We start from the raw sequence: 12,835 nt of genomic DNA on the forward strand, positions 1-12,835 counted from the left end.
ATAGCCTTCCTTTTGTGCTCTTTTGACAAAAGGGTCGTCTAAGTGTTCGCGCATCCAGTCTCGACTACTCTTGGATAACTTTTGGTTGGTAATGCGTGTCGCCATAACTCTCTAAATAATAAAAAACTGCTAATTCATGATTGTACGTGAAAAATACTGGCCTTGCAGTATTCATCTGTATCTAAATCCGATCTTTAAAGCGCTTTATCCGATATGTAAATAGATTATTTCAATAGAATATACAGCGTTTAAACCTGGCATTTGGTATACTAAGGCGTTTTTAAAATTAGGTTATTTTTATGGCGGCTTTATCCATTCAAGAACGCAAACGTTTGCGTCAAATCGGACATGCACTTAACCCAGTGGTTATGCTCGGCGGTCAAGGTTTGACTGAAAATGTCATTGAAGAAACAAACCGTGCTTTAAATGATCACGAACTCATTAAAGTTAAAATTGGCGGTGAAGATCGTGAAGCGCGTGTTGCTGCAATGAACGAAATTGCTCAAGTTACAGGTGCGGAATTGGTACAAACAATTGGTAAAATTGCGTTACTTTATAAAAAAGCAAGCAAACAGAATCCAAAATTGTCTAACCTTGTACGCTTTGCAAATATTTCTAACTAAGCTATATGGCCAGTTATGAACTAAATGCTTTTAATCGTCGTTTTCAATCTATTTCTTTGGTTGGAGCGATCGAGCAACAAGGCGCACATGGCTTACATGTCGGTTTTTGGTTGCGTGATCCAAATCAATTCATGCAGTGGCCTGAATTGGTTCATGGTAACCCACGCCAAGATTTTTTGTGGCAACACACTTGTTATGAAATTTTTATTGGCGTTCACGGTGAAGATTTTTATCGTGAGATTAATCTCTCCCCTTCACAAGCTTGGCAAGCATATCAATTTGAGGAATATCGTTATCCTGAAGATATGCCGCCGCAAGCCGCAACGGATATTGAACTTAATCAACTCAAACGTACACACTATGGTTTAAGTGTGAATTTAGATTTGAGCGAGTTTATGTTGAAGCACAAATTAAAATGGTCGGATATGTTTTTAAGTTTGAGTGCTGTGCTTAAAACCTCGCAAGGTGATCAACACTATGCGATGCAACACAGTAGCCCAGCGGCCGACTTTCACAATAAACGTGATTGGTTACATCAATTTTAAGCAGTCGTCTTATTCTTGAGTCAATAAAAAAGTGAGGTTATACCTCACTTTTTTATGTTCTAACTATTTAGTAACGAATTAGCTTTTAGCTTCGCTATCTGTATCAGATTTAGCGGCATCTTCTTTGGCTGGAACGACTTTATTCCACACTTCTAAAGTATGCTCTTTAGAACGCTTGAATGTTTCGTTCAGTTGATCTTTATGTTTAGAGGAAATTTGGCTTACGTCCTCTTTCAATTCTTTACCCAATTTCGATAAATCTTCAATCACTGTATTTAATTCAGATTTTACAAAGTCTTTGAGTTCAGTTAAATCTTTTGATGAGAAGTTGAGTTGCTTTTTAAGGCTCTCAAGACGCTGCATTAAATCTTCTTTTAAGTTTTTAACTTGCTCTTGTACATTTGCTTGCACTTCTTTGCTGTCTTCTTTTACCGTTTCAGCAGATTCTAATACTGCTGCTGTCACTTTTTGCTTGGTTTCTTTAGCAGTATCTTGCAAGTGTTCAACCTGTTGTGCAATAACTTCTTTCACAGGTGTTTTCGATTTCGCTGATTTTTGTTCTGTGGTCATGATCTTTGTTCCTATAGTTATTAGATGGGTGTGATAGCCTAATCCTATTCGGTCTAATTTAACTTTTGATTTGTCTGACAATCCTTATTTACTTACACTTTTCCTACACTCATGCAAATACAGATTTCCGGCTAAAATACAAGCTCTTTATCTTAAAACTTCATGGTAAATAAAATAGACTTCAATCTGCTTACTGCGTATAATACCGTGTTAAGTTCAAGCGAGCAGACATAGGAGGGTAGGTTTAAAACATGACCTTCCTTTTTTTTCGTCTACTCGCTTTTTTACAGCCTAAATTTCAGGAGCTTTGGTTTGAGCACTCCCGCCATTTTAGCCCTCGCAGATGGAACGATCTTTAAAGGTACGTCTATCGGTGCGTCGGGTAGTACGACTGGTGAAGTCGTTTTTAATACTGCCATGACTGGCTATCAAGAAATTTTGACTGACCCAAGTTATGCACAACAACTTGTTACCCTCACTTACCCACATATTGGTAATACCGGTTGCACTGATGAAGACACTGAGTCAGGTCGTATTCATAAAGTCTGGGCCAACGGTTTAATTATCCGCGACCTACCGTTATTGCATAGTAATTTCCGCGCCACTCAATCTTTAGGTGACTATCTCAAGCAACACAATGTGGTTGCGATTGCCGATATTGATACGCGTAAATTGACCCGAATTTTACGTGCCAAAGGCGCGCAAAATGGCTGCATTCTTGCCGGCGAAAATATTACAGAAGAACAAGCATTAGAAAAAGCACGTGCATTTGGCGGTCTAGACGGCTTAGATTTGGCAAAAGAGTGTTGTGATCCAACTGGTTTTGAATGGACAGAGGGCTCATGGGTTCTCGGTCAAGGCTTCTCTCAACCTGAACTTAAATTCCATGTGGTTGCATATGATTACGGTGTCAAAACCAACATCTTACGTATGCTCGCTGACCGCGGATGTCGACTGACTGTAGTCCCAGCTCAAACGCCTGCAGAAACAGTACTTGCCTTGAATCCAGACGGTATCTTCTTATCGAATGGTCCGGGCGATCCAGCTGCCTGTGACTATGCCATTGAAGCAATAAAAACCATTGTTGAAACTACGACTATTCCGTTATTTGGGATTTGCTTAGGTCACCAACTGCTTGCGCTTGCTTCAGGTGCCAAAACCATGAAAATGAGTCATGGTCATCATGGTGCGAATCACCCTGTACAAAACATCGAAGATGGTACAGTGATGATTACGTCGCAAAACCATGGCTTTGCGGTAGATGCAGAGACATTGCCAGCAACATTAAGAGTGACACATAAGTCATTATTTGATGGAACAAACCAAGGGATTCATCGTACAGACAAACCGGTATTCAGCTTCCAAGGTCATCCTGAAGCGAATCCAGGTCCACATGACTGTGCCCCATTGTTCGATCATTTCATCGAACTTATTGAAGCATCTAAGAAGTAATTAAGGAGCGATCATGGCTAAACGTACAGACATTAAAAGCATCTTAATTATTGGTGCAGGTCCGATTGTCATCGGTCAAGCATGTGAGTTCGATTACTCAGGTGCACAAGCATGTAAAGCCCTTCGTGAAGAAGGTTATCGCGTTATTTTGGTGAACTCAAATCCAGCCACCATTATGACCGACCCAAGCATGGCAGATGCCACGTATATCGAACCGATTACTTGGCAAACTGTTGCACAAATCATTGAAAAAGAACGTCCAGATGCGGTTTTACCGACCATGGGCGGTCAGACTGCACTGAACTGTGCGCTGGCATTAGATGAACACGGTATTTTAGCTAAATACAATGTTGAATTGATTGGTGCAAGTAAAGATGCCATTGAAATGGCTGAAGACCGTAAATTGTTTGATGATGCGATGCGTCGTATCGGTCTTGAATGCCCACGTGCGGCCGTTGCCAGCACCATGGAAGAAGCGTTTGAGATTCAAGCAACCCTTGGCTTCCCATCGATTATTCGCCCTTCATTTACCATGGGCGGTTCAGGTGGTGGTATCGCTTACAACCGCGACGAATTTATTGAAATTTGTGAACGTGGTTTTGACCTCTCTCCGACTCACCAACTGCTCATTGATGAATCATTGATTGGTTGGAAAGAATACGAGATGGAAGTGGTTCGTGACAAAAATGACAATTGTATTATTGTCTGTGCCATTGAAAACTTCGATCCAATGGGCGTTCACACAGGTGACTCCATCACGGTTGCACCTGCGCAAACCTTGACCGACAAAGAATATCAAATCATGCGTAATGCATCGATTGCCGTTCTGCGTGAAATTGGGGTAGAAACAGGTGGTTCGAACGTTCAATTCGGTATTAATCCGAAAGACGGTCGTATGGTGGTGATTGAGATGAACCCGCGTGTATCACGCTCATCTGCTTTGGCATCAAAAGCCACAGGTTTCCCGATTGCACGTATCGCAGCGAAATTGGCTGTCGGTTACACTCTTGATGAGTTGAAAAACGACATCACGGGCGGTGTAACACCGGCGTCATTTGAACCTGCAATTGACTATGTTGTGACCAAGATTCCTCGTTTTAACTTCGAGAAATTCCCACAAGCAGATGCAGTACTGACCACACAGATGAAATCTGTCGGTGAAGTGATGGCCATTGGTCGTAACTTCCAAGAGTCTTTACAAAAAGCGCTTCGTGGTCTGGAAGTTGGTGCTTGTGGCTTTGATGAACAAATTGCAGTCGGCACTGAAGGCGCGCGCGATAAGATTCTACAAGAACTGAAAGTACCCGGCCCTGAGCGTATTTGGTATATCGCAGATGCTTTTCGTCATGGCTTTAGCTTAGATGAAATCTTTACTGCAACCAACATCGACAAATGGTTCTTGATTCAAATTGAAGACATCATTAAAACCGAAGAACAAGTGAAGACGCTTGGTTTTGGTGATTTGAATGCCGATAACATCCGTTCGTTCAAACGCAAAGGTTTATCTGACCTGCGTATTGCACACTTGATGGGTATTTCACAAAAACAATTCCGTAAACATCGTTGGAACTTGGGTGTTTACCCAGTTTACAAACGCGTGGATACCTGTGCAGCTGAGTTTGAATCAGATACAGCGTACATGTATTCAACTTACGATGAAGAATGTGAAGCCAACCCATCGACCAAAGATAAAATTATGGTGATCGGTGGCGGGCCAAACCGTATTGGTCAAGGGATCGAGTTCGATTATTGCTGTGTACACGCAGCGCTTGCTATGCGTGAAGATGGTTATGAAACCATCATGGTCAACTGTAATCCTGAAACGGTTTCAACCGACTATGACACTTCAGATCGTTTGTATTTTGAGCCAATCACTTTAGAAGATGTGCTTGAAATTGTACGTATGGAAAAACCGAAAGGGATTATCGTACAGTACGGTGGCCAAACCCCATTGAAATTGGCACGCGCTTTAGAAGAAGCTGGTGCTCCAATTATTGGTACATCACCAGACGCGATTGACCGTGCAGAAGACCGCGAACGTTTTCAACAAATGATTCAACGTCTACAACTACGCCAACCGAAAAACAGCATTGTAAAATCTGCTGAAGAAGGTATGGCAGAAGCCTCTAAAGTCGGTTATCCGCTTGTGGTACGTCCATCTTATGTACTGGGTGGCCGTGCGATGGAAATTGTCTATAACGATGATGAGCTTAAACGCTATCTTCGTGATGCGGTTCAAGCGTCGAATGAAGCCCCTGTTCTGCTCGATCACTTCTTAGATGATGCCATTGAAGTTGATGTAGACTGCGTATCTGACGGTAAAGAAGTGGTGATTGGCGGCATTATGCAGCACATCGAACAAGCCGGTATTCACTCGGGTGACTCAGCCTGTTCAATCCCACCTTATTCTTTATCGAATGAGATTCAAGACGAAATGCGTCGTCAAACCGTTGCGATGGCCAAAGAGCTGGGTGTCATCGGTTTGATGAACGTACAGTTTGCGGTCAAAGGTGAAGACGTTTATATTTTAGAAGTGAATCCACGTGCATCACGTACTGTGCCATTCGTCTCTAAATGTATTGGTGAATCTTTAGCCAAAGTTGCAGCCCGCTGTATGGCCGGTCAATCTTTACAATCTCAAGGCTTTACCAAAGAGATTATTCCAAAGCACTTTGCCGTAAAAGAAGCTGTTTTTCCTTTTGCGAAATTCCCCGGTGTTGATCCTGTACTTGGGCCTGAGATGAAATCGACAGGTGAAGTCATGGGTGTGGGTACTTCATTTGGTGAAGCGTTCTATAAAGCGGTGTTAGGCTCGAATGATCGTTTACCGGGTAAACCAACCATCGGCGAAGTTAAACATGCCTTTATCTCTGTTCGTGATTCAGACAAACCACGTGTTGTAGGAATTGCCAAACAACTGGTTGATTTTGGCTTTAAAGTGATTGCGACTGGTGGTACTTTTGATGTCATCCATGAAGCAGGTATTGCCTGTGAACGGGTGAATAAAGTCACAGAAGGTCGTCCTAATATCGTCGACCGCTTGAAAAATGGCGAGATTCACCTCATTATCAATACCACTGAAGGTAAACAAGCGCAGCAGGATTCATTCTCAATCCGTCGCTCTGCACTTCAAGGTAAAGTGTATTACACCACCACCTTGAACGGTGCTGATGCGGTATGCCAAGCGTTGGCCATTAAATTACCAATGGATGTTTACCGTCTACAAGATTTAATCGCAGGTTAATAAATTTAACGATAAGTCCCGTCACTTTATCGGTGGCGGGATTTTTTTATTTATAAACCATTCATTTTTATACTGACTTAGGGGGACAACAATGCAACGTTATCCTATGACTCCCGAAGGCAAAGACGCCTTAGAGAAAGAATTATATCAATTAAAAAGTATTGATCGTCCACGTATTATCTCAGCGATTGCAGAAGCACGTGAACATGGGGATTTAAAAGAAAACGCGGAATATCATGCTGCTCGCGAGCAACAAGGTTTTTGTGAAGGCCGTATTCAAGATATTGAAGGCCGTTTGGGTGCGATGCAAGTGATCGACATTCATACACTTGAAAAAAATGGTCGTGTGGTGTTTGGCGTCACAGTTACCATTGAAAATCTTGATACTGAAGAAAAAAAGACCTATAAAATTGTAGGCGATGACGAAGCTGACTTTAAGATTAATAAAATCTCAGTTAACTCGCCAATTGCACGCGGTCTTTTGGGTAAGAGCGAAGGTGATGATGCAAAAATTACCACCCCACAAGGTGAAGTGGAATACGAAATTGTAAAAGTCGAATATCTTTAAAATGTAATCTTAAAGATGAGTGATTGATTTAAGACCCCTCTCTGGAGGGGTTTTTGATTTGCAACAAAATACTCTGAACGCTATATTGATTATAAATCACTCACCACTTAATAAAAAAATGTCTCAGAATCACTATTTATCTTTGACTGATCGCTTTATCAGTGCCCTGTATTGTGGCTTAGGCGGCATATTTTTGGGAATTACCGTCGCTATTTTTTGCTCTTATCAGGTCAGCACAAGCACTAGCTCGGTTAAAATTATCATTATCACGACACTACTTTGCGCGTTATTCGGTTTTTTAGCGCCCCATTTAGCTAAAAATAGCTTTCGTATCCTGTGGAATTTTTTCTCTGCTTAGTTGCTGCTGTATGCGCTTTAGCGATATTTAACGCTATAATTGACGCTCCTGCTCTTTTGTACGCTCAATTTATGCCCTCTCTGATTAATGCTCCAGTGAAGCACTGGTGTGAGTTCGAATTTATCTCGAAAACGGTAAAAAATCCGAATATTCATATTAAAGGTAATTATTCTTACTATTCAGCCTACTGGGATCAGGGTTTTGAGCGTTGTGTGGTGCGTTATTTACATGAAAAACCCGCAACACCAGAGAAACCGATTGATCAGCTACATATCGGAAATTTTGTCTGTTTTGGTGCAGAATGTGTGATTATGATGGGCGGCAATCAGTTGCATCGTAGCGATTGGATTTCCACTTTTCCGTTTGATACCCGAAGTTTTGTTGCTGCAGGTGATACCACTATTTCTGACGGATGTTGGATTGGTAGTCGCGCCATGATTATGCAAGGTGTAACCCTAGGTGAAGGTGCTGTGGTTGCAACAGGCGCTGTGGTCACCAAAGATGTGCCGCCTTATACTGTGGTCGGCGGTGTTCCTGCCAAAGTGATTAAATATCGCTTTTCTGAAATAGATATAGAAAAAATGCTTGCGCTAAAACTGTATGATTTAGAGGAGAAGCAGTTTTTAAAAATGCGTGAGCAGTTACAGACAGATGATGTTGAGTCCTTGGTTAAATATTTCAAAAAACAAAGTGATAAAGAATAGTTCTGCTCAATTTAATTAATATTTTTAAGCCTGCCCGCGCTATCATTTAATCTTATACTCGACAGACATATTGATTAGATAAATAGATTCTTAACTGAAGTTATTCAGCGGTTATCCAACAGATGAGAGATAAAATTTAAACCTAGTCAGCCACGCTTTTGAGCTATTTAATTAAATAAAAAAATATGCTTACAATTTCATCAGACTTTAGTTTTAAAGCCACTAATTTCAGGGCTAATTTGTGTTAAATTAAATCATCTTTTTGAGGGATTAAATAATTATCCTTATGAAATTACTAGGTTTTATTTTATTTTCAACTTTATTATAATTAACTAAAGAGTGCTTTAGTCAATAACAAATTATCATTTTCAAAATATTCATTGAAGAAGTAATTACAAGGAGAAATTTAGATGGCTTATCATAATATTTTAGTACCGGTTGATGGTTCAGAAACTGCTTATGCGGCAGTTGACAAAGCCGTTGAATTTGCAAAAGCATTTGGTAGTAAAATTACGGTGGTTCAAGTGCTATCGCTTGACCCATATATTGCCGCAGAATATATCTCTGCCAATCAGACCAATGATTTGATTGAACGTGCACGTACCGCAGTTTTGGAATCATTAAATGCGGCAAAAGCTAAATTTAATGAACACGGTATTGAAGTAGGAGCTCAATTACTTGAAGGGCAAGTGATTCATCGTGAAATTATGGAAGCAGCTGAAAAGACCCATGCTGATTTGATTATTATTGGTTCACATGGTCGTACTGGCTTTAAAAAGTTCTTTTTGGGCAGCGTAGCGCAAAGCTTACTCGGTGAATCAAGTGTACCGGTACTGGTTGTACGTCAAGCTTAATTCTGCATATTTTCCCATCTTTGACTAAAGGTGGGAAAACTTTAAGTGCATTTAAATCATCTCAAACTATGTTCCTATTCAGACAACCATTGATACTGTTTTAAGTTCACACGATCTGCATTAATCTGTACGCCTTCTGCCATCAATTTCAAACGCTGACTGTTGTCGCCTGCTTCATCAACCTGACTTCGACTCATTTTACCTTGTGCGTTAATGACTCTGTGCCAAGGAATTTCAGTCAGAGTATCTAAGTGCTTTAAAACATACCCAACCAAACGTGCATGTTTGGGCAAGCCGGCCAACTTGGCAATTTGTCCATAACTGGCCACTTTACCGTAGGGAATTAACGCCACCACCTGTAAGATTTGACAGGCCAGTTCATCGCTGGGTTTAGAAACATGCACGGCAGGCTTTTGCATTTAATTTCTCCTTAGCTTAAGTGGTTTAGTCTAAGTGGATGTACGTATTCGCTCAGGTCAATATAATCTATAAAAAACAGACGACTACCACTTACCAGACCGTATGCTACATCACCTTTAGTATTTAGCAAGATTAGAAATTGTCTGGACTTTCCAAGCGTTTCACTACATGGACTTTCTCAGGATTATGCATTACCGCAACGCCATCTTCAGATTTTTGATCAATCAAAGCCTCAGGATTATAGACCGTAATGGTTTCTTGACCGTTGACGTCCTCTCCCACAATATATTGAAAGCCTTTGCGGTTCATTTTATGACACATGCGTTGATACCAACCTTTAAAGCCTGTGGTTTGCTCATTTGGGTTGTAATAAAAAGCATTCATGACCGCAGGTAAACCCAGTCCACAGACCAAGCCGGACAGCAGCACCGAAATAAAAGTATAACCAATCAAAATACTGCTGTATTCACTCAGCTGCGGGATATTGGCCACGGCTAAAATCAATGCCAAAGAGATGCCACCGCGAACCCCGCCCCACGATAAAATCGCCAAACTACCGTTATAACTGCGATTGCGAAAATTAGGAAAAAATGCAAACGAGAGGTAATTGGCGGCAAAGCGTGATGCATGCAGAATAAGAAAAGCAAAAATACCGCCTAAAATTAAGCTGACACTTAAATCTAAAATAAACAGCTCTAGCCCAATCAAGGTAAATAGGAAAGAATTAATAATCCCTTCAACCGTGTGCCAAAAATGATTCACTTCACGAATTTCACGTTCTTGTAAAATCTCTTTCCATTTATTTCCGACCACCAAACCGCCAATCACACAGGCAATAGGTGCAGATGCATGCGCAAACAAAGCCACCAAATAAGAACCACAAGCCAATAGTGCGGTAGTCAGAATTAAGGATTCCATTTCATGCTTACCGCGCAGTAATCTTAAAATTCCCAAGCCAAAGCCCCAACCAATAATGATGGCCACCACAATTTCATACAGCAATGTTTCTAAGGTACCGATAATGGTGAAATGTTCACCTTGTAACACGTTCAGTAAAGTCATAAAGACCGCAATACACATGGCATCATTAAACAGTGATTCGCCTTCTAGCTTGACAATTAAATGATGCGGCGCACGCACTGAACTGAGTACCGATTTAATCCCGATGGGGTCAGTTGCGCCCAAGGCTGCGCCCAATAACAACAACACCAACAAATCGACATGCTTGCCAATCAGAAATTGATAACCATATAAAGTGACACCAAAAAACACCGCACATAACACCAAGGCAATACTGGCCAAGATACTAATTGGCTTCCAGTGACTTTTTAAATCAGAGACTTTAAATTTTAAAGCGGAGGACGTTAAGATAAAGCAGATTACGCCATTAATTAAAAAATCATAAAAATCAATGTGTCTTACCGCTTCTTCAATATTATGAATATTGATGGTAATAAACTGGTTGCCACTGAGTAAGCTTGCGCCCCATTGTAAAATAAAGACAAAAATGGCTGAAACAATGGGAACACCAATGGCCTGAGGAAAACCCAAAATACGCTTATTAAAAATAGTGGTGGCAATAGACAGTGCGAAGATAACGGTCAGGATCTGAAGAAAAAAGAAATTTCCCATGAATATTCCAATTTAAGCGGGTGCATAATAATCAAGCAGAGCCATCTCACTATTTTCCGCTAAAATAGCCCATTAGACAGCACTTACTCATTGCGTCAGTGTACCGATTTTTGATTCAGCCAACAAAATAGTTAAGTTTTTTTACATATTTGTGCTCAGAATTGAAAATCGATGCACGAAATCCGACTGCAAAGCCTGTGATGTATTTTAAAATACTGAAACAAGCTGATTTAGCATGTAGAACCTCTAAAACCTTTTTCGCTTCGTTATATAATTGAATATGTACTGACCCTATTGTGCGTCACACTCTCCCTTTTATTGTTAAGTTGAATTTATCCATGCATCAAACAGTTAAAACCCTCTTTCGACTTTTTTTTGCCATGCTGATTTTTCTTATTACTTTGGCGTTGTTTATAAGTCTGTATGCAAAAGGCAAAGAAATTATAAATGCTGAACAGGCGTTTCAACAGGCGAAAATCGTTTCGCTAAAATCGAATCCACAGCAACAATTGGTATTGCTATCAAATAATCAGGGTTCACAAAAGCTGATTTATATTCTACTGGCGCATAATGGCTATGTGGCCAAAGTGCGCTGCGAGCATTATTTAACCGATATTTGTACCGATGCCTATAACGACTCGCATACTCGTCAAATTCAAGACGTTGATTTATTAACAGTTAACCAGCATAGCTATATTCAAAAGGTAAACTATCAAGATAGTCTGACGCAACAGCAGCAACAATGGTCTTATGTCAAAGCACAAATTCGAGATTTTTATCAAGCGGATATTTTAACGCTGAAGTATATTGTGTTTAGCATATTGCTGTTTGCATTGGCAGCACTTTATGTGTGTATTCGAATTATTAAAAACTTTAAAACATTCTTAACACGTTAAAACGAAGATAAAAAAAGAGGATATTTCATCCTCTTTTTGGGCTTAGATGGCTTGATTAAAAGTATCGCAATCACTGATATTGCCTGATTTCAAACCGGTTTGAAACCATTGCATGCGCTGCTGACTGGTGCCATGGGTGAAACTATCCGGCACCACTTGTCCGGTGGCACGTTTTTGCAAATAATCGTCACCAATTTTTTGCGCAGCATCCATGGCTTCTTCAATATCACCTTGCTCTAAGAACTGGGTGCGTTGTTGGGTGCGATTGGCCCAAATTCCGGCAAAGCAATCGGCTTGTAATTCCTGACGTACAGACAGTTGATTGCTTTGTACTTCATTGGCTTGACTACGCGCTTTTTGCACTTGCTCAGAAATACCCAATAATGTTTGTAGATGATGTCCCACTTCATGCGCCACCACATAAGCCTGCGCAAAATCACCCGCTTGATCACGGCGTGCTAATTCTGTGGTATTTTTCTCACCTGAAATACCCATTTGCTGGTGCATCAATTTAAAGAAACTGGTATCGATATAAACTTTTTGATCCGTAGGACAATAAAAAGGCCCCATCGCAGATTGCGCTGTACCACAGCCTGAATTTACCACGCCACTAAACAGCACCAATTTAGGTGGCACATATTGACTGTTTAATTGCTGTTGAAAGACTTGTGTCCACGTATCCTCGGTATCCGCCAATACGGTCCCGACAAAATCCATCGCCTCTTGCTGTTCTGCGGTGGGATGATCTAACCCTTGAGTTTCTGCCACTTGCGATTGCGAGGTCACTTGTTTGGTGGCTTGATAAGCTTGCTGCGGATCAACACCAAAAAACTTCCATGCCACAAATGCCACCACCAAACCTAAAATACTAATACCACCTGCTTTAGCCCCACCGCCACCACGGCGATCCTCTACATTTGTACTAACACGACGTCCTTTCCAGCGCATAGGGATATTCCTCTTCTATCT

The 12,835-nt window shown here is 40.9% G+C and carries 12 protein-coding genes and 1 pseudogene; 8 read left to right on the forward strand and 5 right to left on the reverse strand.

Annotated elements, in window-relative coordinates:
• Positions 1 to 105 (reverse strand): annotated as a pseudogene (locus SE27_RS14520) (23S rRNA methyltransferase); the annotation flags it as partial.
• Positions 106 to 299: 194 nt separating this feature from the next.
• On the opposite strand from SE27_RS14520, the gene yhbY reads away from it, so the two are divergent.
• Both yhbY and SE27_RS10615 read left to right on the forward strand, forming a co-directional pair.
• Positions 300 to 623 carry a ribosome assembly RNA-binding protein YhbY gene (gene yhbY / locus SE27_RS10610; protein WP_039623227.1) on the forward strand — a complete coding sequence of 108 codons (324 nt, stop codon included), beginning with the start codon at positions 300 to 302 and terminating at the stop codon, positions 621 to 623.
• Between the two features lie 5 nt (positions 624 to 628).
• Entirely contained in the window at positions 629 to 1,168 is a 540-nt protein-coding gene (locus tag SE27_RS10615; protein ID WP_039623229.1) for a DOMON-like domain-containing protein, read from the forward strand.
• Between the two features lie 78 nt (positions 1,169 to 1,246).
• Here SE27_RS10615 and SE27_RS10620 read toward each other — a convergent pair whose 3' ends face one another.
• Entirely contained in the window at positions 1,247 to 1,738 is a 492-nt protein-coding gene (locus SE27_RS10620) for a V-type ATP synthase subunit I domain-containing protein (protein ID WP_039623231.1), read from the reverse strand.
• 312 nt (positions 1,739 to 2,050) lie between these two features.
• Here SE27_RS10620 and carA point away from each other — a divergent pair, with 312 nt between their 5' ends.
• The 5 genes from carA to SE27_RS10645 all read left to right on the forward strand — a co-directional run bounded on the left by carA (position 2,051) and on the right by SE27_RS10645 (position 8,918).
• Positions 2,051 to 3,190 (forward strand): glutamine-hydrolyzing carbamoyl-phosphate synthase small subunit, encoded by a 1,140-nt coding sequence (gene carA, locus SE27_RS10625; RefSeq protein WP_039623233.1) that lies wholly within the window; start codon positions 2,051 to 2,053, stop codon positions 3,188 to 3,190.
• A 13-nt stretch (positions 3,191 to 3,203) separates the two neighbouring features.
• Positions 3,204 to 6,434: a carbamoyl-phosphate synthase large subunit gene (carB, locus tag SE27_RS10630; protein WP_039623236.1), complete on the forward strand. Its 3,231-nt coding sequence runs from the start codon at positions 3,204 to 3,206 to the stop codon at positions 6,432 to 6,434.
• Positions 6,435 to 6,525: 91 nt separating this feature from the next.
• Complete coding sequence (greA, locus tag SE27_RS10635; RefSeq protein ID WP_039623237.1) at positions 6,526 to 7,002, forward strand: transcription elongation factor GreA; 477 nt, start codon at positions 6,526 to 6,528, stop codon at positions 7,000 to 7,002.
• Positions 7,003 to 7,431: 429 nt separating this feature from the next.
• Positions 7,432 to 8,064, forward strand: coding sequence for a CatB-related O-acetyltransferase (locus tag SE27_RS10640; protein ID WP_039623239.1), 633 nt, complete (start codon positions 7,432 to 7,434; stop codon positions 8,062 to 8,064).
• Between the two features lie 410 nt (positions 8,065 to 8,474).
• Positions 8,475 to 8,918 carry a universal stress protein gene (locus SE27_RS10645; RefSeq protein ID WP_039623241.1) on the forward strand — a complete coding sequence of 148 codons (444 nt, stop codon included), beginning with the start codon at positions 8,475 to 8,477 and terminating at the stop codon, positions 8,916 to 8,918.
• A 74-nt stretch (positions 8,919 to 8,992) separates the two neighbouring features.
• Here the strand turns inward: SE27_RS10645 and SE27_RS10650 are convergent, their stop codons facing one another.
• Positions 8,993 to 9,337 carry an MGMT family protein gene (locus SE27_RS10650; protein ID WP_039623243.1) on the reverse strand — a complete coding sequence of 115 codons (345 nt, stop codon included), beginning with the start codon at positions 9,335 to 9,337 and terminating at the stop codon, positions 8,993 to 8,995.
• A gap of 133 nt (positions 9,338 to 9,470) precedes the next feature.
• Positions 9,471 to 10,970 carry a cation:proton antiporter gene (locus SE27_RS10655; RefSeq protein WP_039623245.1) on the reverse strand — a complete coding sequence of 500 codons (1,500 nt, stop codon included), beginning with the start codon at positions 10,968 to 10,970 and terminating at the stop codon, positions 9,471 to 9,473.
• Positions 10,971 to 11,308: 338 nt separating this feature from the next.
• Here SE27_RS10655 and SE27_RS10660 point away from each other — a divergent pair, with 338 nt between their 5' ends.
• A complete protein-coding gene (locus SE27_RS10660) occupies positions 11,309 to 11,866 on the forward strand; it encodes a hypothetical protein (protein ID WP_039623246.1) in 558 nt (185 codons plus the stop codon).
• A 42-nt stretch (positions 11,867 to 11,908) separates the two neighbouring features.
• On the opposite strand, the gene ypfJ is transcribed toward SE27_RS10660, so the two are convergent.
• The gene (ypfJ, locus tag SE27_RS10665; protein WP_039623249.1) at positions 11,909 to 12,814 is read right to left on the reverse strand and encodes a KPN_02809 family neutral zinc metallopeptidase; all 906 of its coding nucleotides are present in this window, start codon (positions 12,812 to 12,814) and stop codon (positions 11,909 to 11,911) included.
• Between the last annotated feature and the right edge of the window lie 21 nt (positions 12,815 to 12,835).

The organism is Acinetobacter harbinensis (genome assembly GCF_000816495.1).
Classification (GTDB): domain Bacteria; phylum Pseudomonadota; class Gammaproteobacteria; order Pseudomonadales; family Moraxellaceae; genus Acinetobacter; species Acinetobacter harbinensis.

Excerpts from the sequence above, each read along its gene's own strand:
- SE27_RS10650 (WP_039623243.1), bottom strand. The coding sequence starts at position 9,337 with ATGCAAAAGCCTGCCGTGCATGTTTCTAAACCCAGCGATGAACTGGCC.
- ypfJ (WP_039623249.1), bottom strand. The coding sequence starts at position 12,814 with ATGCGCTGGAAAGGACGTCGTGTTAGTACAAATGTAGAGGATCGCCGT.
- SE27_RS10640 (WP_039623239.1), top strand. The coding sequence starts at position 7,432 with ATGCCCTCTCTGATTAATGCTCCAGTGAAGCACTGGTGTGAGTTCGAA.
- SE27_RS10660 (WP_039623246.1), top strand. The coding sequence starts at position 11,309 with ATGCATCAAACAGTTAAAACCCTCTTTCGACTTTTTTTTGCCATGCTG.
- carB (WP_039623236.1), top strand. The coding sequence starts at position 3,204 with ATGGCTAAACGTACAGACATTAAAAGCATCTTAATTATTGGTGCAGGT.
- SE27_RS10655 (WP_039623245.1), bottom strand. The coding sequence starts at position 10,970 with ATGGGAAATTTCTTTTTTCTTCAGATCCTGACCGTTATCTTCGCACTG.
- SE27_RS10645 (WP_039623241.1), top strand. The coding sequence starts at position 8,475 with ATGGCTTATCATAATATTTTAGTACCGGTTGATGGTTCAGAAACTGCT.
- greA (WP_039623237.1), top strand. The coding sequence starts at position 6,526 with ATGCAACGTTATCCTATGACTCCCGAAGGCAAAGACGCCTTAGAGAAA.
- SE27_RS10620 (WP_039623231.1), bottom strand. The coding sequence starts at position 1,738 with ATGACCACAGAACAAAAATCAGCGAAATCGAAAACACCTGTGAAAGAA.
- SE27_RS10615 (WP_039623229.1), top strand. The coding sequence starts at position 629 with ATGGCCAGTTATGAACTAAATGCTTTTAATCGTCGTTTTCAATCTATT.
- yhbY (WP_039623227.1), top strand. The coding sequence starts at position 300 with ATGGCGGCTTTATCCATTCAAGAACGCAAACGTTTGCGTCAAATCGGA.